Origin of the sequence: Faecalibacillus sp. TM498 (assembly GCF_020589955.1) — a bacterium.
Lineage (GTDB): Bacteria > Bacillota_I > Bacilli_A > Erysipelotrichales > Coprobacillaceae > Faecalibacillus > Faecalibacillus intestinalis.
Genome location: NZ_JAJDKB010000013.1, coordinates 15,885 through 39,116 on the forward strand (window position 1 = coordinate 15,885; position 23,232 = coordinate 39,116).

A 23,232-nucleotide genomic window follows, 5' to 3' on the forward strand; every position below is an offset into this window, starting at 1 on the left:
CACTACCTCCTATAATTTAATTCCTTCAATTTCGGCTCTAATTTCTAAAATTCTAATATAATTACCCATATAAGATTTTTGCTCTTTTAAAAGTTCAAGCGAGCAACTAGGTGTATAATTTAAAGTTTTCGCTTCATATTTAATTGTCATAGCATGTAATTTGTTGTAACGAATTTTTGCTTGATAATATTCAGCTTTAAATCTTTCTTTGTAATCTGCACTAATCATTCCAATGGCCGTTTGAGGTAAATCATTTGCATCATATTCTCTATAAGCATCTTCAAATGGCTTTTTAGGAGACCAACTTTCATAATCATTAGAATACTTAACCAAATATCCTTCATCATTAGGATTTTCATCTTTTGGAATAGTCCATCCGCGATATTTGTTATAATTTCCTCTTGTCATTGGTTTTGCTTCGATTAATTTAACTCCTACATATTGTTTCATTGCTTTTATCCTCCTAATATAAAAGAGAGCTATTCGCTCTCTTCATCTTTGTTCAATTGTTCTAAAGCATTTCTAATCTTGTTAGGAATTGGAATGCCGATATTCGCTACATTTTCTAATAAACTAATGCCTTCATTAGCAATATAGAAATAACATACTAATGTTCTGAACACCCATGTTCCGTTTCCTAGCATGCGGTCTAACATCACACCGATAATTAAAACAACAAGGATCATGCACTTTTTGACCAATCCCTTGAACCCTACTTCACTACTTAATTGACCAATTAAATAAGCATGAAGCACACCTGTTCCATAATCTAATGTCATGAACACAATCAATACTTGAATTGCTAAATCCCAACTTCCAAAAATATAAGTAAAAAAAGTAGCAACTAGCGCTACTAAAGTATTAAAATATTTTTCCATAAATTTCATGTTTCCTCACCTTCTACTTAAGAAATACAACACTGTATCCCTTTTCTAAGCCAACAAATGTATCATTAATTGTATTAACAGTTAACATTGTATTTGCTCCAGTATAACTATCATTTTGTTGTTCATCTTTAACAACTACTCTAAATAATATATAATCTCCTGCTTTTAAATTCTTTGTATCAGTAATATAGAATTTATTAGCTTGTACATCATTAAATGTTTTTTCACTTACATCTAATGTATATACGTTTGTTTTGTTATCCATATTTTGTCTCCTTTTTTTAAGTTGTTTTGATATATTTTAATATTGCATAACCTGTTGTATCCGCAAAACCATTTGATGTACCAACTTGTAATATCAAATTAGTTTTATTGACTTGAATAGAAATACCATCATGATCATTATCCATATGAGCACGTGGCATCATATGGTTTGTATTATCAGCAAACATTACAAAAAGGTCACAACTCAACACTCGTTTTAAATTAGATATATTATGTGCTACATATTTATCTTTAGTGAAGCCACTTACGGATATAACTTTACAATATATTTTTTTTCCGTCTATCCAGTATTCACCCGTAAACTGTTCTTCAGTAGAATACTTGAAATAAACATCTTTCTTTCTAACTTTGTTTCCAAAAAACTTAATAAATTTCATTTGTTTTGATATTTACTATTAGCGATAATAGATATCAACTGTATATGTGGTGTTTTTAGGTGAACTTCCATAATACCAATCCGACAACTTAAAATAGTTACTTGTTTTGTCAAACATTATAGTCATTCCATGACTTACACCACTTGTTAAATATCCTCCAAATCTAAAAGTTAAATTATTAGTTGCAATATTTGAGCAAAGGAATGCTGGTATATAAAAAGGATATGTTAATGATCCATCAGTACCTGGAGCCATGTGGCATAAAAATAAATATTCCGTAGCTCCGTCTATTAAATTTATTGTTTGGCCAAACCTTGCACCTTTCTTTGTTTCTTTCCATATCAAAAGATCTACACCTGTTTTATTTACAACATCCTTTGCTCTAATTTTATTTCCAAAAAGTTTTATGAAACTCATTTTTACTGCTAAATTTAATTAGTCAAAATCGTGATATGTGTTTTTTGTATAATATATAATAGCAGTTACTGCGTATTTGTTCCAGCCGACACTATTATTAATTATTTGAAGACTTGTTTCGTTTATTCTTGCAAACATATCATAAAAAGTCCCTGATGTCGCATTAGAATAATAAACTACTGGTAGTTTGTAAAATGTATTATCACCTTGAATAAAAACTTCATAATCAATAAATTCATTTAAATTAACAATATCATGCTTAATATTAACTACACCAGCAGAAGATAATACACCTGTTGATTGTATAACTTTGCTATATATTTTCTTTCCATCCAACCAATATTCACCAGTCCATTGTTCTTCGATAGAATATTTAAAGTACACATCCTTTTTTCTCAAGAACATATTCTTTGGTGGTTTTAGAAATTTCATACACAATCACCACTTGGTCCACTAATTAAATTAGCGCACCTTCTTTCTTTGGAAATGCAATATTTAAATAGTAAATATCGCACCCCCCCCCGAAGATTTTAAATTCTTGCATAATAGATTTTTCCTCCTTAATCATCATCATAATTATCAGTTACTCCAAACATAAACAACTGTTCTCCATTCTCGTTGCAAAATCCATAGCCAATATTGATGTAACCCTCATATTTAGCTACTGTTCCCAATCCTATAGCATCTTTATTCTTCGATATATTAAAAGGTATTTTAGCACCTGTGATTGTGGCTGTTATACTTGCACTGTTTCCAACGGAATCTGTTACAGTGCACACTACATCATAAGAATCGTTTAATGAATAACCACTAAATACATAACTTCCTTCACTTGAAAAGCTTGTACTTTTAGAAATGTTATTTATTTTAATAGCTTTGCTTGCTATTGAATTGCCAGTTATTGCTGAATACGTAAATACTGGTTTGACACAAATATAAGTGCCACTGGATACATCCTTTGTACCGCTTGAATTACTTCTAAACGCCTCCATAGAAATAGTTGGATAGGAATACCCAGTAACATTGATTGTTTTTGTTGTAGAAGCTGTAAACCCTCTACTGTCAGTAACTGTGACTGTATATTTTAAGCTTCCACTATCCCTGATATTTGAAGTTTGACACGTATTTTTACTTCCTGCATAGCTAAAGTTATTACCACTAACCGCATAATTAGTAATTGTTGCTCCATATTTAGCTGTTGCTGAAATAGTAAATTTAATATTGGATCTATTTTGTAAACATAGACTTCCAAAGGGATCAATAATACTTGTTACAACACTATTTATAGTTGGTTCAGCGTTTGTCATCTGATATGTTCTATCGTGATAACTTGCCCAGGAACAGTTATTTGAATATAGTCCTATACGAATAGTGCATGTTTTGCCCTTACATGCTTCTCTTAACTGTTTTCTTTCATCATTAGTAAGTTCCCATGTAAACGTACCACTCGTACCACTTAATGTCCTTTTAGCGTAATGTTCTCCATTAGGATTTGGTTCCAACCAACATTCCATATTGAAGTTACCTGGATTACTGTATTTGAACCAAGGATTATCAGTATCTTTGAAAGTTGTTGGTGAATCGGTTATATTGGCTTGTCGAGGAATAGTGGTTAATGTATGTGTATATCCATTTTCACTTGAACTGAATCTATCATGACTAATCCAACCACTTACACCGATTGACTTTGAACCATCACTATTATGTCCTACAGTTACATCCCAAGTTCCTAATCGAATTGCACTGGAAGTAATTTTTTGGCCAGTACCTATTCCAGCACTATATACTGTTCCATTTATACGAGCATATACTGTACCATTACCATATGTCGTATATCCTGTATTTGTACGCCATACATCAATCCAAACACGAACAACTGATGTGTTAGAATTGATGTCATATGACAGTTCCTGCGAATTAACACTGTAATTTATATATTTATTAGTGGTTCCAAATGTTGCCATATATTACCTCCTACAAAATTAACAATCCTAAATCTTCATCATAGATAATTTGAAAAGTACCCAGGTTGATTTGTTTCATTACAACTGCTTGTGATATGTTCAATTGTTGGTTTGAAAGATAAGCAATTCTTTTATCATTTTCGTAAAATCCAAGTTCCGTATTGGACAGTCTTACATCAAAAGGACTATTGCTAGATCCTAATTTTAATATTCCTTCTTCAAACTTAGCCCATTGAGAAATTTCTTCTTTTGTAGCCACTCCCGTTAATTTATCAGTAATAGAATTAACGTTATTCGTAACCAACTGAATTGAACTGGCATTTTGAATAATTTGAGAACTAAGACTATTGATAGATGTTGTATTATTAGTAGTTGTTGTTTGCAGTTCTTCTACTAATGATGTTAATGAGTTTTTTAATTGAGTTATCGCTGAGTTATATTCAACAGATATTTCTTGTCTCATATTGTTCATATCATCAGCATAATCGTTAACAATTTCCCAAGTACCACTTGAACTGTCATATCTCTTTAAAGTTTGTGTAGTTGTATCAAACCACAACTTTGTAGTATCACTAGGTGCAGTTGCACTTCTAATGCTTGCATCATCAATTCTAATCAATGTTAGAATTGCACTAGATTTAACTGCCATATATCATCCCTCTAATTGAGCAGTATAAGTTGCTTTATTTGTTACATCACCTGCACTGACAGTAAATGCTTGACCAGTTGCAATAGAAGTTGTTCCACCATCTTTATACCATTTGATAGTTCCTAAAGCTGTAATAGCAGCGCCAGTTAATTCTGTAGCGCCTTTATAAACATGTGCAGTTAAAGTTGTGGCAATTGCGGTATTTTTAAATACATTTCCATTAGACGAAGTAATATTCATATAGATTGCATCATCACCATAAGTTCCCATTATAAGTGGTTCACTTGTTTTTGATGAACCATCAGTATAATTTGTAACTGAATATGTCCATAGATATTTATTATTTGCATTGATAGTTTGAATAGATGTTGTCCATCCCTCACTGTCTACTCTTATATCTTTACTTTTACTTGATGCTAAATAATAGGTTGTAATATTTTGAATTCCTACTCCTTGTTCAGCTAATGAAAAATTTACATATAATCTAATCGAAGTACCTTTATATGCAACATCACAAACGTATGTTACATTAGGCAATTTGTTTGTCATAATATTTTTATTAACTGATAAAATACCATCTTTTACGATCTCATAACTACTGTCTATGTCGACTTCCTTACTATTGATTATTTTTTTATAACCAATCGTACAATTACTTAATTCTATAATTACATTACCGTCCATAATACAAGGTGTAATGATTGCTGGTGTAATGGTCCAATCAGGAATATAAGTTCCGTTGTCATTTAATTTTTGAGTTAATGTAGTATTAGTAACGTCTAGAAAACTATTTCCTAAATGAACTGCATCACTTTCATCAACTATTGTTGTGTATCCTGTATCAAATTGAATATTTTCCAATGTAAATACACACTTGACATTAACTGACATATTAATATCATCAGGAGTTAATGTGATAAATTTACCTGTTTTGTATTTTTTATCATTTAAATACCATTGAAAACTTAGATCATTATAATTTTCAGTAACATCTTCATTAGAATTCATAACATGACATGCAATTTTAATACTTTGATTATAACTATTAAGTATAGTTGCACTAGGTACAAGATTAACAGTAATCAATGAAACATCCAAATCATCTATTTTGGATTCTATTTCATTAATCTTTGTTTTGATTTCTTCATTTGATAATGATAACTCACCCATTTTTGTATTTAGATCTTCTTGCTCTTTAGCAACAATATCTAATTTTAATTTTTCTTGGTCCTGAGTTATCTGTAATTTTCTAATTCTTGTTGAATTGGTAATTTTTTTAATAACACGTTCTTCGTTTTTTGTTGGAGTATTTCCATCAACTTCACTTATAGAAAATTCTCCACCTTTATATGTGATAGACAAATCAGTAACCATAAAATTGAATTCATCATTATAATTTACTAAACATCCTGGTAACAAGTTATCTATTGAAATCATTGATATGCTTTTTGTTGAATAAAATGTTAATCCATTTAATTGATCATATAGTTTATCAATCAAATTTTGTTCATCTGTTAAGTATAAATTATTAGAATCTAGAAATATGGTATTACCCGTTGTATCTCCTTTTTCTAATGGATTTAACCCATTTTCATAATAAATTCTAGACACGCAGTACAATTCATTTTTTTCATAGTTTGTTAACGTATCTGTTTTAGCAAACACATCCTTAGTTACTTGAACAAATTCAAGAGAGCTTTTACCACTTGCAAATACATTTGCTCCAAAAAGCTCAGCAATCCATCCTAAGTAGTTTCTAATGACAATTGTGTTATCGTACCAGGAAACCTCTTTTTCTAAGACATACGCAGGAATATTGGTTCTTACAATAGAAAAACCAGTTAGCGTTTCTATTTCATATAACTGGTCTTTAATTGTTACTGGATAAGATAATTGAGTTGCATAAGGAACATCCAATTCATAGTTATCATCATATAGTTTCAAACTCAATGACTTTGTATATTTTTCAGGTTGATCATATACTTTGAAATATCTTACATCGCTATTGTCATTTTCCTGTACTTCCCAATACTTGGTTATATCCAAATCATCAAGGATGCCATCGTAGTTATCGAATTTAAGATTCAACTGCATTGTAGGAACATTCCCGATAAGATATCCCTTTGCAAAGGCAACAGATACTTTATATTCCAATAAACGATGGGTTACATCCAAATCTCCATATTTAATAAGCATTTTCTACACCTCAATCAAAGCAAAAGAAAAAGATTGTGCTTTGAGCCCAACCTTTGTCCTTACATAATTAAATTTCTTATTTCCAGCATACATTTTTTTGGTGCCACGTATTCCATGATCAGGAATATACAGCTCCGCATTGAACTCTGCAGGAGTAACTGCATTTAGAATGCTCATGACATCTACAAATGTCTTTAGATTCCATGTCAATGTCACTTTCAACATATTTGACCTTATTCTGTTACGCCTTAAAACTCCTGTAGCGATAGGTCTAATGCTATCACCATCCAAATCTTGGATTTCAACACTGATATCAGAAGGCGTAGGTAATAATACACCATTCACTTTTATTTTAGCTTCATCGGCCATATTCTACACCTCCTAATTAATAATCGAATACTGGCTTACCAGTTTGCGCTTCATATTCTTTGATATTATCAATCACCATTCTAGTTAAAACTTTACCATTTTCTAAAACTAAATTGATAACATAAGTACCTCCATTACCATTATCAACTTGTGGCAATCTTTCAGAAATCTTTTGAGCAATTAAGTCTAAACCTCTAGTATTTCTTTGTAAAGGGATAACTGCTTCAGTTCCTGCTTCCCCAAAGATTGCAGGAGTTGCTTTTGAAACAACTGCACCTTCAGCCAATTTTGGAATTTTTGAAATATTAAATCCTTTTCCACCGACACCTGGAACCCAATTAGGAATTTTAATTTTATTTAATCCACCAATGAAACTGTTGATTCCACTGATAATTGCATTGATTGGTGCCTTAAAAATATTTGCTAATCCACTGACGATGCTTGAAAAGATTTGTTTAACACCTTCCCATGCTTGTCTCCAGTTTCCAGTAAATACACCTCTAATAAACGTGATAATTCCATTTAGGACACCTTTTATCGTGTTCCAAATAGTTGTAACCGTTGAACAGAATGCATTAAGAGGAACACCTAATAAACCAAATGATTGTGTCCAGTCAGTTGCAAAGATATTTTTAAGAAAGCTTGAGAATCCTTCAAATATTTTTCTAATTCCTTCCCAACAACGCTTTTCATCGCCAGTAAATACTCCAACAAAAAAATCAGTCAATCCTTGGAAGATTTCAATAACATCAGGAATCAATTTGTTGATCAAATCGCCCCATGATTTGAATGTATCACTGAATGACCCAAGAATAAAGTCAACCAATGGAGAAAGAACATTGTCCCATACCCAATTAATAGCATCACCTATAGCTTGGATACCTGGTTTCCATGTATTCCATACTTCCAAGACACCTTGTAATACTACTGAAAGCACACTTACTAAGAAGTTAGCTAGTGGTGCCAAAACGTTTTTCCATAATGAAAGAGCTATAGTAAAGACTGCTTCTACTGCCTTTACAAAGACTTTTGCTATAAAGGTTGCTAAAGGAACGATAATTGTATTAAACAAATCTAATAAGAAATCAAAAATAGGAACAAGAATATTCTTATAGAAATTATTTAAAATTCCTACAAGTTCTCCTATTGAATCATTTACTAACTGTCTAAAGCTATCACTCGTTTGATATAAATAAACCAATGCGGCAGTAATCGCTGCTACAATTGTTGCAAAGTATGCTGCAGTTCCTGCTGTAACACCCAAGACTGCCTGAAATCCACCTAATATTCCACCGCCCTCAGCCATTCCTGATAAGAATGTAGAAACTACAAGACTTAATAATTGAAATGGATAAGTGACTGCAGCAATAATCGTACCCCAATTCTTGATCACTTCAAAAGTAAGGAATCCAGCAACGATACCTGCAATCAATGAAAGAATGATTGGCTTGTTTTGTACGAGCCATTCCTTGATAGAATTAATTTTCTTCAATACATGGTCGACTGCTTTATCGATACCGCTCGTATCAGGTTCTCCAAAAGCACTGTCCCAATCGATTGGATCTATATCATAGCCTCCACCACCAACGCCTCCACCTGCTCCACTGCCTGAACCACCTGAACCTGATGAATCACTTGCGCTGATTGTATTGATTTCATCAAATGATGCCAATGAGCCTAAGGCCTTTGCTGTTTTCTTAGCTTGACCCTCAGTACCTTTCAATGACTTATTTAAGCCACCAGTTGAAGCTGTAGCTTTTTTAGCTGAATCACCTGCAGCAGTAAATCCAGCACTTGCTTGTTTTGCTCCACTCTTTTTACCAAATAATTTGCCAAAAACACCTGCAATTACATTTGCTAGTGTAATGAGTTTTCCAATAATCATATTTATAACTTGAATGACTGGTGTCAATACAGCAATCAATCCATTACCAATGATTCCTAATAACTGTTTGAACTGTTCTTGCAAGATACGCACTTGGTTGGCCCATGTTCCACTTGTTTTCGCAAAGTCTCCTTGAGCCATTGATAATTGATTCAATACAAAGTTGTATCTTAAAGTTGTCAATTCAGCTTGTGACATGTCACTTACATTCTTGCTGATTCCTTGGCTCAATGCGTAAGATTGCAAGTTAGTTTGTGTCATAACGATTCCTAAATCTTTTAAGGTTTCAGTTTCACCAGTAAATACTGATTTCAATTTGATATCCGCTAACTCTTGTGAAATGTTGTAGAACGATGCAACATCCCCTGAAAGTCCAGCCAAAGAAATAGCCATATCACTCGCTTTGTCAGCACCTAGTCCCATACCTGATGCCATGGCCATGTATGTAGATGCTGTCTTTTTGGCTGAGAGTTCACTCATACCAAATTGTTGAATGGAATTTTGTGCAAACCTCTCGGCTTTCCATGACATATCTCCAAAGGCTGTATCTACTACGTTCTGTACCTCAGTAATATTGGAAGCAACCTCAATCGCTTCTTTTCCTAATTTGTACAAACCAAAACCTGCAGCAACCTTTGCTACCATAGATTTAATTCCACTTACTGCTCTGCTGATTCGACCAGTAGAGCTTTCAATACTGTTAGCTGATGTTTTTGCTTCATTCGTCGCATCTTTCAATGCATTCTTGAATTTGCTTGTTTCAGCTGAGATGATAACTTTTAATTCTTCTAGTGTCTTTTTAATCATCTCCTTTAAATTTTTTATTGTAAGCATTCGCAAATTTCATTCTTCTTGCCTTAAAGTTCTCAAATTCATTTTCTTCTTGTTCAATAAGATGCTGTTTCTTTTCTTCTTCAAATAATCCAGGGTAATAATCCCATAATTCATTGATTTCAATAGCTTTATTTTCTTCACTGAAAATAACTGATATTCCTTTAAGCAGTTGATCAGCAAGAATATGATTGTCGATTGCTATTTGCTTTTGTTTTCTCTTTTCTTTTCTTCGATACGATTCGATATAGTCAGTGATTTCAAGTACCGAAGATTCCCAAAATAAAAATGAACTGATATCACAATCTAAAGCGACTGGATATAGTTCATTTATTAAATCAGATACATATTCAAATTCTATGTTTTCTACATTTGCTCTTTCGCTTCCACTAGTCTCTTGTCCATCGTTTCCGCTTGAGCTTGGGAGAAAAAACCACTTACCTGATAAATTGGCAAGAACACATCCGTCATGAATGTCATTTGAGTTCCGCCCTCTTCACAATATTTATCAAATAATTCGATGACATCATCTTCTTTGATTCCATGTTGGAACTTTTTCATTGCACCATGTGTAATCAATAACATTACTTTCAATGGTGGCAATGAACCATCATCAGCACTAGAAATAATCGTTAATAGGTTAACTCTTAATTTTGATTCTAAGCTGACAATTTCAGAAGTAGTGAGTTTTAATCTGTATTCTTTACCATCGACTTCCCAAATGGTAAAAGGTTTTCTTTTTGGTGCCTCAACGACTTCTGCTTGAACTTCTTCGGTTTCTCCACTTAATACTCCCATTTTTCAGCCTCCTAAACAATTTTTGGATCAGTAATTTTAAATGCACTTGCTAATGCAATATTTAAATCAAATTCAATAACACCATTGACACCGCCACCAGTTCTCTTAAGAGAAATTTGGCCATCGAATTCAGTAGTTGTTCCATCTTTCAATGTTTCTTTGAAAGATAAAGTTTCTCCTGATGCTTCATATGCTCTTAAAATACGATATGGACTGTCAGTTTCAGTATTTTCATATTTGAATTTGTAAGTGATGTCTCCTGGGTCTCCAATTCCCATTTCATACACTTTTTGAGAGGCTTCCAAATCAGTATTATCTACTTTTTCAGGATCCACTCCAATTTCAGGAATTTCTTTCAAGCCTTTTAATTTAGCAAAGCTTGTTACTGACTTACTCTTATATTCTAATGTTGCTCCATTCGCTAACATTTTCTACTCCTCCTTTATTTTGTGTGATAAATAAATTGTTTTTTGCAATCAATGATTGCCTCATATCTCATTTGTTTATGTTTTAAACCGCTTGGGTCAGGAACATCCGCACATGTCGTTCTTAAAAATCCTAGAGACGACATGATATCATCTACATCACATGCTGTTTGTGAAGTACTTTTCATATCCCATATGTCGATTCTAAAGCGAACAAAAGAAAGCTGTTCCTTATCATCCGTAAATTCATATGGCTTATTTTCTTCCTCAACATATTGAATTGCAGGTGTTTTGCTCCAGTTTTGTGGATAAGCATCACTTACATTTTCAACAACTTGAGACAATCCTTTATAAACGATATCTTTAACATTAATCATTTTTTACATAGCTCCCTTATTTTATTTTTAAATAGCTTTTCAGTATTTTTATTAATGGTATCTTCCTGATCATGAAGCGCAGGATACATAAAAGGCCTTGCCATTTGACCTTTAGTGTAATAACCAATGACTTCACCATCTTTATAAGCAACCTTGAAACCATACATTTCAGCTTTATCAACTGTCATCGCATCTGCAGGTATCATCCAACCTGTTTGTTTATATTTGGGTGATACTTGAGGAGAAATACCTTGATGATTGGCTTCTCCATTAGGACCAGTTCCAAATTCATAGTAAGGTGCATAAGCTGAATTAGTGTAAACAGTGGCTGTTGCCTTGTTTTCCTTGACCTCATTTTTCACCTTGACTGAACGGGCCAATGCTCCAGTATCACTGGATATCAGCAGTCTTGCTTGAGATTGAACCATCACACCTGCTTGTTTAACAGCTGTAACTGCAACCTCCTGACATGCTTGGTTGTCCAACGCTGAAAGTTTTCTTATGAGATTGCTAAAATCAGTGCTTGTCATACTCTTTCAATCTCAATTGCTTTAAATCGCTTGAAATTTTGAATGCTGATGACTTTATAGCTGATACCCTCATAATTAATCATGTCATGCTCTTTAATTGCTAGAGAGCCATAATAATGCATATTCAAGATACCATTTACACGCATACCATATAGTTCAGTTTGAAGTTTTGAAGATGCTGGCCATATAAGAGCTACATCTTCATTTGCTTCATCACTATAGGTTTCAATGACATTGCCCTCATCATCTTTTACAGCACTGTAAGTTTTAATTTGAAACTTCTTGAGACTTCTTTTTTTCATCTTTCAATCTCCTTGCCATAGCTGATAAGCGATAATTGGAAATACCTGAAAGAATTTCATCTTCACTTTGATAACTTTCACTCTCTCCACCCTCGCTATAAGATGCAAGCCCCTCGTTTCCTTGACGATTGTAAAGTGCAATGGCCAATTTCAAAACATAATCATTGAGATCATCAATCAACTCACTTCGATTGGTTTTTGATAATACAGTATTTTGAGATTTTAAAAGAAAAGAAGAAACCAATTCTTCATCAGTTTCTCCTGTTAGTTTTTTAAACTGCTCTTTTAATTTATCCATTTTTCTTTTCTTTGATTACTGCAATCAATTCATCTCTTGTAAGTGAGTCTGTATTTTCAATTCCTAATTCTGTTGCTAATGCTTTTAATTCATCAACTTTCATTTTAGATAACGGCTTATTTTCAGGAGCGTTATCATTTGCTTTTGAAGATGAAATTTCTTTGTAGCCTAAGGCTTTATATTTTTCTAACATTTCATCTTCGATAATTCTTTCAACATTGCTATTGATAATAGTTTTCATCAAAAAGACCTCCTATTACGCAGCATCTTTAATATTTAAATAAATTAATGGTAATGTATTGTCTTTTGTCCAAACATCATGGAAACGTCTATAATCCATTGCCCATGCATCAGCTTTTTGGTTTGTATTAGGATCAAAGATACGCATTTTGTCTTGTTTAGAAACCGCAATCGCACCTGGTTTAGGAATAATCATAAAGTTGATATCTTTTGCAGTTGTACCTTTTGCGTATCCACCTACTTCTTGACCAGATGTTTTTCCATCGTTCATTTTGATAGAAGTATACATACGATTTTGAGGTGTTTCGATGATTGCACATTTATCAATTGCTGGAACTGTTAAATCAATTCCACCGATTGAAATTGTTGCTGTTTGCATTTTTGTTGATAAGAACATTTCTAGTTCTAACATAACATCTCCAGTTGCATGGATGATTAAATCACCGTTATATCCTGCATCTCTGATTTTTTTAATACCAGTTTTCATTTTTCTTAAAATAGTTGATTCTGCAGGAGTATATCCATATTCAATCATTTCTGTTTTGTTAGCTGTAATAACATCTGTTGCAATTTTTGATAATCGATATGCATCGATTTCAGGAACAACATGAACTCTTTGGAATTCTCCCATAACGGTTGAAGCAGTTGCGACAAAATTAGTTTCATCAACATCTACTGCATCCAATGAAAACTTACGTCCACGATCTTGTGTCATTTTTCTTGTTTCATATTCTAATGTTACAGAGCCTTGTGTATATCCATTATCTCTGTCATAATCTCCTAATCCTTGTAAAGACATTTTAGGAATTTTAATTTCAGCACCACCATTATAGATTACATCTCCTGCATTTGCTTCCATCCATCCTGTTAATGCTTCGTGCATAGCTACTTTATCTAATGTTTCTTGAAATAAAGTAGCTGTTGCTAATGTGTTAATTGCCATATTTTATTACCTCCTATTTTCCCATCATTTTTTGATAAACTAATTCTTCATCAGTTAATTTAGCATCTTTAGCTTTTTTCATAGGTTCTCTACCTTTTATTCTTTCTTCCACTGCTCTTTGCACAGCTGTTTGAAAAGCTTTTTCTACTGTTTCGATACTTTTTTTACAAGAATCGGCATCAGTTAAAATAAGGATCTCAGCAAGTTCAGTTGGAATTCCTTTGTCGGCCAATTGTACTTTTGCTTGTGCAGTCAATTCTCTACGTGTAATTGCTGCTTCTCTATCATCTAAATCCTTGATTCTTTTTTCTTCCTGATACTTTTTCTTTTCTTTTTCACTCATTTTTTCTAGTTTTTGAGCTTCTGTTTGCTGTTCTTCCAATTGCTTTTCCCAAGATTTACGTTCTTTCGCAATTCTTCCTTGAACGATTCTATCTAGTTCCTCTTGAGTAAAAGTCTTCGTTTCTTGGCCAGTTTGACCATCATTTCCTTGGCCGTCATTACCTTGGCCATCGTTTCCTTGATCATTATCATTTCCTGAATCATTTCCGGAACCATCATCAGCAAATAATTGAATGTTTAAAGGAAATAAAAATTTTTCTTTCATAAAATCCTCCAGTTAAGGTCCGTAAGACCATCCCATCTTTTAGTGTCATAAGTTTTTGGACATATAAAAAGACAATCAGTAATTGCCTATTTATCAGGTTTAATTTTTTCTTTTACTTCTTCTACTACTTTTGCATCTAATAACTCTTTGATACGTTCTTCATCGTTCACTTCAAAAACTTCTCCAGTTCTTCTTGTGATTCCACATCTAGTATCAACCATGTTATGAATAACTCTTAACTTTGCCATAATATGCCTCCTTTTTAGTAAAATAAAAAGCAACCTCTCAGTTACCCGTTTGAATTTTCTTTTCTATTTGGCGGCGGTACATAACATTTAGTAATTACGTATCTCTCTCGGCCACATATCATACATATCTTTTGCTCTTTTTTTATTAAAAGATGTTTCTTTTTATTGTAGTACTGTTCACTTCTACCAATGTATTCTTGATGAAAGTGAGGTCTTAATCCTTGTGACATAAAGCCCTCCTTTTTACGAATAAAAGAAAAGCAAGTTTCTATTTCTTGCTTAAAATATAACAACATAAATAAACTATAATAGGACTTAACATCGCTATAATCAATGGACATAACACAATCCACCATGGCCAGGTAATCAATCCTAGAATTTTTGCTATTACAAATATAATTAATAACGCTTTTAACATTTCTCTTAATCCTTTCTTTTTAGGCAAAATAAAAACCGACTAGTTGTCGGTTAATTCTATTTTTTCAATTTCATCAGCAAATGCCACAACACAATGTGAACTATTTTTCTGTCTAATATCAATTGATGCCTTTCTAGGAGCATTATCATTTTCAGTATCAAACCCTTCACAAAATCCTTCTAAAATTTGACCATCTTTAAAAATGATTTTTACATTTTTTCCTAAACAATCAAACAATTCTCTTTCAGTCATTTTTCTTTACTCCTTTTAGTGTCGGTACCATATGTGTACCTTTCTCTTTACTATAATGTATTTTAAACTTATTTGTTGCTATCCATGTCTTGTCAATACTTAATACATATCCAACAATTGAATTATCAACTATAGACTCTGTGTTATCCCAGTCTCCATTTCTATATCGATTTATTGTACCATTTCCAGCATGTTTTTTTATGCATTCTTGTATATCTTTCATTGATGCATCAACTATATAACTTCTTCCTTCAAGATAATTATTATGTCCTAAAATGTGTTTCCCTTGTTGACCTTCTCGTAAAGTCAAATTGTAAGATTCAGTGATTCCCTTTTGCAACTTACTATCTTTAAAATGCAATTTTAAATCATTGAATTTCTCAACATCATTATACTTCATATCTTGAAATTTAGATAGTGAAGTTGGCATATTTTCTTTACCTAAAACATCAATGTATTTATTATACTGCTTTCTATCGCTAGATGCATTCTTTGTTTTTTCCATGAAAGAATTAACAGTATCAACACCATGTTCTTCTTGTTGTCTTTTCAACCATTGATCATAATTTTCACTAACATCCACAACTTCATCTTTATTAGTAACGGGATTGCGTTGTCTTTTCTTCATAGCATCAGTAACGCCCTCAATATAAGGAATCATGTGTGAACGACAATTTGGATGAAGAGGTGGAACATTGACACCTACTTTAGCTTTTGCTATTTCTACGATGCTTCTATCATGATGCTGACAAATTTGGGATGTTCTACTGTCATGTACTGCAATAAACATTTCTTTTTCAATGCCAGCATCCTTAAAAGCTTGTTGATCAGCAAATGCTGTCATTGCTGCACTTTCAGTTTGAATAAGTCGTCTTGCTTGATAAGCACCAACAGCAAACTTATTCATAATCGTGTCGGCCATTTCTTTTTCAGTCTTGTTTGTTAAAACGCCCATCAGCATTTCATCTTTTAAAGATTCGGCCAGTGCGTTCGTATTATCCCAAATCCTATTGGAATAATTCTTACCACTCCATCTTGACTTTAACATGCTGTCTATCAGTTCAGGATCCAACATATCGAACTGATAAGCAACTTTCATGCCTTTTTGAAGATTATATACATTTCTATAATAAGCATTAAAAGCACTGTTGATATAACAATCAGTGCTTACATCTTTTTCAACTTTATAAACTTCATTCATCAATTTATCTAACTGACTTTGCATATTTTCAAGTCGTTTGATTCTATATTGATAGGGTGGCGTATCCAATTTCTTTAAAAGCTCTTTTCTTTGTTTGGTCTTTGGATTATTTTCAAGTATTCTTTTTATTTGATTATAATCCCTATCGCTTATCAAAGAATCAAGCATTTCTTTTGCATCGGCATTTGATAAGCCATGACCATCTCTATACTTTTCAAAGATACCATTGATTTTACTTTGAGTGTAAAGACTAGCCTTACTGTAGATATCTGAAACATATTCACTTGCTACTTGTGCATCATTCAAAATAGATGAAAGCTTTTCTTCTTGGCGCTTTTTCCAATATTTCTCATTCTTCATATCATCTTAATTTCTTAATTAGGAATGCTAGAATTTTGTTTATTACCTTTAACATTTGAAGCATCATTTTTTGTATCAGTGTCATTTCCTGTTTCATCATCCTTGTTCTCCTCGTCTTGATTAAAAGGTACATCACTTTGTTGCTTGAACATTTGCTGTTGAAGTTTTACGCTTTCTTCATTTTCTTTTTTGACTTTTTCCATTTCACTTGGAGCATCTTCAATAAAAGGAAGTTGTTCAATCAATGTTTCATTTGATACCTTTCCACTTAAATTGGCAATCATTTGAGCTAACTCATTCAAGTTTTTAGGAAGTTTTCGAGTAAATGTGATTTTTACATTTCCAGGATCTATTACGATTGCTTTTATATTTAAATAATTGCAGAACAATTCAATTCTTCTTTTTAATCCTTTTATGTAATACTTTTCCTTTTCTCCAGTAATCATTTGAAGTCCTAAAAGTTTATATTCCATGGCCACACCTGAACTGTTACCAACGAAATTTTCATCAGTTAAGTTAGGAACATGAGAAAATGTATAGATATCTTCTTTGATTGCTTTTCTTAATACTTCCATCCCTGCTTCATCAAAAACTCTTGAAAGATATTCAGCTCTTGCTTCTGCAGGTAATTCTAGAAGACCATTTTCTTTTAGAATCTTCATTGTTTCACTGACTTCTTCATTGTCATCACCCATCAGCGAACCATAAATAACAAGCAATGATTCAACAAATTGCTCTTTATCATTAACCCTATCGCTCATGAGCTTGTTATAAGCATCAATCAAAGAGATTTGCTGTTCAAAATCGCCAATACAAAGCTTATTGTTTCGATATTCAATGATTGGAACATCTCCAAAAAAGTGCTTAACTGGTTTATCAATAAACCTATGCCTATTTCTATTGTTACATTCTAAAATCATTGTAGTGATGTAATTCTTAGTACATACAGTCGCACGATAGCATTGCTGACTGGTGATTACATCCTTGTATCGATAATAATAAACACCAAAAAGAAGATTTTGCTCTATCGTATCATCGTATACTAAAAATGTATGGTCAGGTTCAAGATTTCTAACTGCTATTTCAGTTTCACCTTGTTTGATATACACATATTCATAAGCGACACCACAAATACTCATATCGTGTGCATTGTCACTATCGACATCATCTACATCCGCTTTATCAAATGCATCCGTTAGTTTATCAATGCTTTCTTTATTTTGATTATCATAACTTGCATAAGAAATTGGACTGTTCATAAAATAACCAGTTGCTGTATCACTGATATCTTTAGCGTGATTACAAACAACTCTGTTATTTGCTGATGTCTTCAACTTCTTTTGTCTTCTTTTAATATCATGATTAGCTTCATAATATCGCTGATTCTTTTTAATTCTTCCAATCAAATTACGATGTTTGTTGATCAACTCTTCAATTTGAACAAGATTCAACTTTGTTTCATCATAATTTGAACTATCTATTGTGAACGTAAACACGTGGATACCTCCTAATTTTCATATCTAGCACGGTTCTTACCTGCTCGACCTTTTGATTGGATGATGTCTTGTTCACACCCATATCGTGCAGCATCAATCGTGTGGTTATTTTTATCAGGAAACTCTCCTTTAAGATTTCCCTCTTTATCTTTTTCAATCTCATAATCATTAAATTCTCTTGCAGCGTTAGGACAACGAATAGGATCAATAATGATTTCTTCTAAATCCTGCATCCACTTTATCCCGTTTTCTACACTGTCAGGTCCTTTCTTTGCTCCAGTTACCTTTAATCCAAGCAACTTGAATTCGTTTATCGTACGTGGTTCTGCACTGTCACACGTTACTAATTTATTCAATGGGTTAAGCTTTTTAATTTTCGCAACTGCTTTTGCATTGGATAAACGTGTACCATATACTTCCCCAAAAATAAAAAGACGTCTTCTCGTCTTGTCATAATGCATCTTAAGATATGCTAATGGGTCACCAGCGTAACCAAAGTCCAAACCATTCTTTAATCTATCAAATGTTTGGATTTCTTCATTTGTAATTTCTCTTATTGTAAGATTGGTAAATACTTCTCCACCTGTACCAGTTACTTCGCCTAAATAATCATGCTTGTATTTTTCAGGCTTTGTCTTTTTCATGTGTTCAGCTTCAATAAGAAATTGCTCTCCAAGCCATTTTTTCGGTGCTTGAAGATAAGTTGTATGAGAGACAAAAGAATCATCTCTTTTAACTAGAACTTCTTTATTTACCCAACTTCTTTGTGATTCAGGTGGGTTAAACGAATAAAAGACACAATATTCAGGACCACCACGAAGCAACGACTGATTGATATTCGTTATCTTGTCATAACTTTCAAATTCATCGCATTCTTCATACCAAACATATTTAATATAGCCAATAAATACCTTAGTTGATTTCAACTTTTTAGGGTTATCAGCGCCTTTAAATATGATGACTTGGCCAGTTGGCTTATATGTCATTTGCAGCTTTGAATCAGGAATTTCCCAATCATTTTCAGCTTTCAACATATAAATGGCCCATTTGATTTGCTCGTAAACTGAACCTCTCAAAGTATCTTTTACACGTCTGATTACAACTGCATTGCTCATTAATCCTTTTTTTGCATCCCTCATGATACCTAAAGGAATTTCAGTTCCAATACACGATGATTTCAATGATCCACGGCCACCCTTTAACCAGTAGTGGGTGAAATCATTATTTTTGATATGTTTATGAACATCATAAAAAGCTGGACCAATGATTGATTTTAAATTGACTTTATTCGATATCATCTATAATCACTGTTTGACCATTAGAAGTAATATCTACACTTTCTTTAAACATACCAAAACGCTTACCAAGTAATTCAGCAGCTTTTAACCGTTCCTTTTCATCAGGCGGTTTAGCAATGACTTCTTGATAACCATCACCAGCTAGAGCAAGAACATTTGCTTCGCTTTTGCCTCTCATGACAGATGTAAGATATTCCATGACTTCTTGAATATTTGCAGTATTTTCATTATGGATTTCTTCCAGTCGCTTGTTGATGTATTCAGCAATATCTTTTTGTTTAAGAAGTTTGTTTGCCCGAACACCAGCAACATTATCATTCTTAATCGTTTTATATACTGTTCTATAGGCACGTGTGCCATTTAGATCAATCAGATATTCATCACAAAAAAGTTTTTGTTTTTCAGTCATAACGACACACCTCCTTTGTAAACTGTTGGTTGCAGGACTAGGATTCAAACCTAGAATACAAGCTTAAGAGGCTTGCGTGATATCTTTTCACTACCCTGCCTTGTTTTGGGTAAAAGAAAAAGCAACCGAAGTTGCTTATGATTATTTAACTGAACAATGTTTTCTTTTCAATATTATTTTGAATTACATCCAATACCATTAACACTGTATATGTAGCTTTTTCATTTTCAATTGGTATTCCATTTGAATCAATCTTATATCTTATTAGCAATTGAACCTTCAATCTAGTATTTCCATCAAATAATATTTGATTTTGATGAACTTTCTCCAAAAAAATTTCATCTTTAATATCCGCTTCAATTCTTTGATTATTCAAAAAGAATGTCCATTTAGAATTACCAAAAAAGTCAGCTTTTATTACTCGTAAAGTTTCTTCAGTTGTACTTTCTTCAACATTAGTGGTCAATTTAGATACATCCACTAATTCTGAGCAAGATTGCAGTTCAGAATTTGAAAAAGAAATCGCCTTTTCAGGTTCGTTATTTCTTGAAGTAATAAATGTCATTCCTGTTCTATCAGTATCTTTATTAACTGTTTTAAAACACTTTGTTAACTCTCTTTCCAATGCATCATTACTTCCATACAAATTTACAGTATCAATGTTATATATTTGTATATTTCCACTATTGTTTTCAATTTCAATATGTTTGTCATCAACTTTTTTTATATTTTTTGGTTCTTTTCCCATTAAATGTTTCTTTATACTTAAGTAATCATTAAATGCTGTGATAATTGTAGGTAACGACGTAAGTAGTGGAGCATAATTTGATACAATTATTGATGATATATCTAGTATTATACTTCCTTTTCTAACATCTTTTAATTTAAATTTACAATACTGTTCAGCATCCAATTTATTATCAGCAATTATCTTCAAACTATTAACAGTTCCTCTTAAAACAGTAGAAAGAGTTTCTAAATCAATATCATCACTGCCTTCAAATTTTATTGTCATTGTTTCAATATTTTCATTCGCCAATTTTAACATCTCCATTCAACCCTTTCTTATATTTTATATTAAACGTATGTATTAATACAATAGCTATTTTATCAATCAAATTATTTATACGAGAATAATTAGAGATATTAAAGTCCTTAAAAAAGGATTCCAAACTAAAAAGCCCCTGAAACAAGAGCTTTTCAAAGTAATACATCTTTAGGGAAAAAATCAATCGTGAATGAATCAATACAAAGTGTCGGCATCATGGATACCTCTTTCTTTTTAAATCCACATTACTATAATAACACATATTTTATGTTCATCACATATCATTACATATCATCTTTACTAGATTTCTAATCGTGTTTGAGAATTAACCAAATCTATCTTTAATTTCATGTTGTTATCAGAAGTCCATGTTTTTAGATAGTTGACTGCATTTTCAAAATCAGTTATCAAACAATCCCTATAGCTTGAAATATTGAAGTATTGCTTAAAATCCCTCCAAATAAAGCTAAAGAGTTGCTTTGAGAGTTCTTTGTATGCAGGAGTATCTTTGCCACCTAACAAAGAAATGATTCTACTTTTGCAAATGCTTTGTAATTTTAATTGTTGTCCATGATCTATCGTTAAAGTATTTTCCAAACCATTGACTTTCATTTCCAACTTATCAACTCTTTGAGCTGTTTCTTCTTGAACTTTGACACTCAAAAGTAAAATTTCTCTATCAGTTTTTGGGATTTTTATTTGTTTTTCCATTTCTTCAAAACGATTAACATATTTAGCAGTAAAGATTACACCTTTTTCTCCAGTTAACTTGTTTGCTACCATTTCACAACCTTTCTTGGTTAATAGGTAGCATTTTAAAGTACGACCCGTTTTATCTTGGTATTCACTAGGAATAAAGAAATCCACTGAACTCAATTTTGAGTTGAGTAAAATTTTCTCGTAATTACTTACTTTTTTCAACAAATTATCATGGCGCATATCAACCATTTCAGCAACTTCTCTACTGTCGATCGTTTCAATTGCTGATGTGTTCATTAATTGATTATCCATTGAAAGCACATCCTTTCTTTTGTGCTTTTGCACCTTGAACATATCCAAATACAAAGAATTTACAAATTAAGTCAAAATGTCCTTTACTTGCTTTTTCTATTTTTCTAATATCTTCAAAAGTTAGATCATATCTAGTATTTATCTTCCCTTTTTTCATTTTCTATTGCTTTTAATGTGTTTAATCTTCCCATTGTTTTTTACCTTCCTTTTCCTCTTTTGATTGAATTTCTAGGCAAACAAAGTTAAAATACATTCGCCTAGATGGTTTAATAGAGAGTATTGTTTTAGCGGACAACTCTCTATTTTTTTGTTTCTAAATCTTTTTTAATCAACGTAGTTATATAGCCTTTTATTGTTTGACCATTTTCGGCTGCTCTAACTTTTATTTTCTTATGTAAATCTTCATCAATCTGAAATAACAAGTTTTTCATAAGCTCCTCCTTTCGTTTACATTTATCATTGTATATTTATAAATATAATTAGTCAATAATATTTAACGCTTTTTATTAACTAATGTTTATTTTTATTAACAATCACTATATAATATAAGTGAAGGTGGTAAATATGAACGAACAATTAATAGCAAAAAGATTAAAAGAACTTAGAGAATCTATGAATTTAACACAAAGTCAATTCGGTGATTTAATAAATGTAGCACAAACTACATTGTCTTCATATGAAAATGGCTCAAAAACACCAAATATAGATACTTTGTACAACATCGCTAAGAAATGCAACATTTCTATAGACTGGCTTTGTGGGCTTTCAAACATTCATAAAACAAAAGATTTTACATCATATTCCGATATTTTCAATTTAATAGTAAATATTTGTAAATCTATTCATATTGATATAGAAGAATATCATTATTCTCAAGATGATTATAATATGTCTTTAGTAGTTAAAAATTCTATATTAAATGAATTTTTAACAAAATGGGGAAAAGTAAAAGCTCTGTATGAAGATCATACACTTGATGCAGATACATACGAAATCGTCGTTAAATCGTTAATAGATAACTATGCTAAAAATACTTTAAAATATGATAAATTTGTATTAGAGGATATATTAAATGATATAACATTTTAACTCCCATTCTAACGAGTAGGAG

At 32.2% G+C, this 23,232-nt stretch carries 32 protein-coding genes; 1 reads left to right on the forward strand and 31 read right to left on the reverse strand.

The window, feature by feature from the left end; all coding sequences use genetic code 11:
- Positions 1-9 precede the first annotated feature (9 nt).
- The 31 genes from LJD32_RS05805 to LJD32_RS15300 form a co-directional block, all read right to left on the reverse strand.
- A complete protein-coding gene (locus LJD32_RS05805) occupies positions 10-450 on the reverse strand; it encodes a crAss001_48 related protein (RefSeq protein ID WP_227391959.1) in 441 nt (146 codons plus the stop codon).
- Between the two features lie 29 nt (positions 451-479).
- Entirely contained in the window at positions 480-887 is a 408-nt protein-coding gene (locus LJD32_RS05810) for a holin family protein (RefSeq protein ID WP_227391958.1), read from the reverse strand.
- 13 nt (positions 888-900) lie between these two features.
- A complete protein-coding gene (locus tag LJD32_RS05815; protein WP_117827065.1) occupies positions 901-1,152 on the reverse strand; it encodes a hypothetical protein in 252 nt (83 codons plus the stop codon).
- 16 nt (positions 1,153-1,168) lie between these two features.
- Positions 1,169-1,549, reverse strand: coding sequence for a hypothetical protein (locus LJD32_RS05820; protein ID WP_175300623.1), 381 nt, complete (start codon positions 1,547-1,549; stop codon positions 1,169-1,171).
- An 18-nt stretch (positions 1,550-1,567) separates the two neighbouring features.
- Positions 1,568-1,966 carry a hypothetical protein gene (locus LJD32_RS05825; protein ID WP_175300793.1) on the reverse strand — a complete coding sequence of 133 codons (399 nt, stop codon included), beginning with the start codon at positions 1,964-1,966 and terminating at the stop codon, positions 1,568-1,570.
- A gap of 18 nt (positions 1,967-1,984) precedes the next feature.
- The gene (locus LJD32_RS05830; RefSeq protein WP_175300622.1) at positions 1,985-2,398 is read right to left on the reverse strand and encodes a hypothetical protein; all 414 of its coding nucleotides are present in this window, start codon (positions 2,396-2,398) and stop codon (positions 1,985-1,987) included.
- 128 nt (positions 2,399-2,526) lie between these two features.
- Positions 2,527-3,930, reverse strand: coding sequence for a DUF859 family phage minor structural protein (locus LJD32_RS05835; protein ID WP_175300792.1), 1,404 nt, complete (start codon positions 3,928-3,930; stop codon positions 2,527-2,529).
- Positions 3,931-3,940: 10 nt separating this feature from the next.
- The gene (locus tag LJD32_RS05840; protein ID WP_175300791.1) at positions 3,941-4,579 is read right to left on the reverse strand and encodes a hypothetical protein; all 639 of its coding nucleotides are present in this window, start codon (positions 4,577-4,579) and stop codon (positions 3,941-3,943) included.
- Positions 4,580-4,582: 3 nt separating this feature from the next.
- On the reverse strand, positions 4,583-6,775 hold the full coding sequence (locus tag LJD32_RS05845) for a hypothetical protein (RefSeq protein WP_227391957.1): 2,193 nt from the start codon (positions 6,773-6,775) through the stop codon (positions 4,583-4,585).
- A gap of 3 nt (positions 6,776-6,778) precedes the next feature.
- Positions 6,779-7,144, reverse strand: a complete 366-nt coding sequence (locus tag LJD32_RS05850; RefSeq protein ID WP_175300788.1) for a DUF6711 family protein — start codon at positions 7,142-7,144, stop codon at positions 6,779-6,781.
- A 16-nt stretch (positions 7,145-7,160) separates the two neighbouring features.
- Entirely contained in the window at positions 7,161-9,863 is a 2,703-nt protein-coding gene (locus tag LJD32_RS05855; RefSeq protein WP_227391956.1) for a hypothetical protein, read from the reverse strand.
- A 363-nt stretch (positions 9,864-10,226) separates the two neighbouring features.
- Positions 10,227-10,658, reverse strand: a complete 432-nt coding sequence (locus LJD32_RS05860) for a DUF6096 family protein (protein ID WP_117575843.1) — start codon at positions 10,656-10,658, stop codon at positions 10,227-10,229.
- An 11-nt stretch (positions 10,659-10,669) separates the two neighbouring features.
- Complete coding sequence (locus LJD32_RS05865; protein ID WP_117575841.1) at positions 10,670-11,086, reverse strand: phage tail protein; 417 nt, start codon at positions 11,084-11,086, stop codon at positions 10,670-10,672.
- A gap of 14 nt (positions 11,087-11,100) precedes the next feature.
- On the reverse strand, positions 11,101-11,460 hold the full coding sequence (locus tag LJD32_RS05870) for a hypothetical protein (protein ID WP_117827081.1): 360 nt from the start codon (positions 11,458-11,460) through the stop codon (positions 11,101-11,103).
- Positions 11,457-11,990 carry an HK97-gp10 family putative phage morphogenesis protein gene (locus LJD32_RS05875; protein ID WP_117827083.1) on the reverse strand — a complete coding sequence of 178 codons (534 nt, stop codon included), beginning with the start codon at positions 11,988-11,990 and terminating at the stop codon, positions 11,457-11,459. Before LJD32_RS05875 ends, LJD32_RS05870 begins: the two co-directional genes overlap by 4 nt.
- The gene (locus LJD32_RS05880; protein ID WP_175300785.1) at positions 11,987-12,292 is read right to left on the reverse strand and encodes a hypothetical protein; all 306 of its coding nucleotides are present in this window, start codon (positions 12,290-12,292) and stop codon (positions 11,987-11,989) included. The genes LJD32_RS05875 and LJD32_RS05880 overlap by 4 nt, the downstream gene beginning before the upstream one ends.
- Positions 12,258-12,590, reverse strand: a complete 333-nt coding sequence (locus tag LJD32_RS05885) for a phage head-tail connector protein (protein WP_175300784.1) — start codon at positions 12,588-12,590, stop codon at positions 12,258-12,260. The genes LJD32_RS05880 and LJD32_RS05885 overlap by 35 nt, the downstream gene beginning before the upstream one ends.
- Positions 12,583-12,831, reverse strand: coding sequence for a Rho termination factor N-terminal domain-containing protein (locus tag LJD32_RS05890; RefSeq protein ID WP_175300783.1), 249 nt, complete (start codon positions 12,829-12,831; stop codon positions 12,583-12,585). The genes LJD32_RS05885 and LJD32_RS05890 overlap by 8 nt, the downstream gene beginning before the upstream one ends.
- 15 nt (positions 12,832-12,846) lie before the next feature.
- Positions 12,847-13,773 (reverse strand): hypothetical protein, encoded by a 927-nt coding sequence (locus LJD32_RS05895; RefSeq protein ID WP_175300782.1) that lies wholly within the window; start codon positions 13,771-13,773, stop codon positions 12,847-12,849.
- A gap of 13 nt (positions 13,774-13,786) precedes the next feature.
- Positions 13,787-14,380, reverse strand: a complete 594-nt coding sequence (locus tag LJD32_RS05900; protein ID WP_175300781.1) for a DUF4355 domain-containing protein — start codon at positions 14,378-14,380, stop codon at positions 13,787-13,789.
- A gap of 86 nt (positions 14,381-14,466) precedes the next feature.
- On the reverse strand, positions 14,467-14,628 hold the full coding sequence (locus LJD32_RS05905) for a hypothetical protein (RefSeq protein ID WP_175300780.1): 162 nt from the start codon (positions 14,626-14,628) through the stop codon (positions 14,467-14,469).
- A 41-nt stretch (positions 14,629-14,669) separates the two neighbouring features.
- Positions 14,670-14,858: a hypothetical protein gene (locus LJD32_RS05910; protein ID WP_175300779.1), complete on the reverse strand. Its 189-nt coding sequence runs from the start codon at positions 14,856-14,858 to the stop codon at positions 14,670-14,672.
- A gap of 227 nt (positions 14,859-15,085) precedes the next feature.
- Complete coding sequence (locus LJD32_RS05915; RefSeq protein WP_175300778.1) at positions 15,086-15,298, reverse strand: hypothetical protein; 213 nt, start codon at positions 15,296-15,298, stop codon at positions 15,086-15,088.
- On the reverse strand, positions 15,291-16,859 hold the full coding sequence (locus LJD32_RS05920; protein ID WP_175300777.1) for a polymorphic toxin type 50 domain-containing protein: 1,569 nt from the start codon (positions 16,857-16,859) through the stop codon (positions 15,291-15,293). Before LJD32_RS05920 ends, LJD32_RS05915 begins: the two co-directional genes overlap by 8 nt.
- 14 nt (positions 16,860-16,873) lie before the next feature.
- Positions 16,874-18,355: a phage portal protein gene (locus tag LJD32_RS05925; protein ID WP_175300776.1), complete on the reverse strand. Its 1,482-nt coding sequence runs from the start codon at positions 18,353-18,355 to the stop codon at positions 16,874-16,876.
- An 11-nt stretch (positions 18,356-18,366) separates the two neighbouring features.
- Entirely contained in the window at positions 18,367-19,653 is a 1,287-nt protein-coding gene (locus tag LJD32_RS05930; RefSeq protein WP_175300775.1) for a PBSX family phage terminase large subunit, read from the reverse strand.
- Entirely contained in the window at positions 19,640-20,062 is a 423-nt protein-coding gene (locus LJD32_RS05935; protein WP_227391955.1) for a terminase small subunit, read from the reverse strand. The genes LJD32_RS05930 and LJD32_RS05935 overlap by 14 nt, the downstream gene beginning before the upstream one ends.
- Positions 20,063-20,207: 145 nt before the next feature.
- Positions 20,208-21,110 (reverse strand): hypothetical protein, encoded by a 903-nt coding sequence (locus tag LJD32_RS05940; protein ID WP_227391954.1) that lies wholly within the window; start codon positions 21,108-21,110, stop codon positions 20,208-20,210.
- Between the two features lie 300 nt (positions 21,111-21,410).
- Entirely contained in the window at positions 21,411-22,121 is a 711-nt protein-coding gene (locus tag LJD32_RS05945; protein ID WP_052010881.1) for an ORF6C domain-containing protein, read from the reverse strand.
- Positions 22,114-22,278, reverse strand: a complete 165-nt coding sequence (locus LJD32_RS05950; RefSeq protein ID WP_227391953.1) for a hypothetical protein — start codon at positions 22,276-22,278, stop codon at positions 22,114-22,116. The genes LJD32_RS05945 and LJD32_RS05950 overlap by 8 nt, the downstream gene beginning before the upstream one ends.
- A 142-nt stretch (positions 22,279-22,420) precedes the next feature.
- A complete protein-coding gene (locus LJD32_RS15300) occupies positions 22,421-22,552 on the reverse strand; it encodes a hypothetical protein (protein WP_264472076.1) in 132 nt (43 codons plus the stop codon).
- 133 nt (positions 22,553-22,685) lie between these two features.
- Between LJD32_RS15300 and LJD32_RS05955 the strand changes: the two genes are divergently transcribed.
- Positions 22,686-23,210 (forward strand): helix-turn-helix domain-containing protein, encoded by a 525-nt coding sequence (locus LJD32_RS05955; RefSeq protein WP_052010882.1) that lies wholly within the window; start codon positions 22,686-22,688, stop codon positions 23,208-23,210.
- Positions 23,211-23,232: the final 22 nt, after the last annotated feature.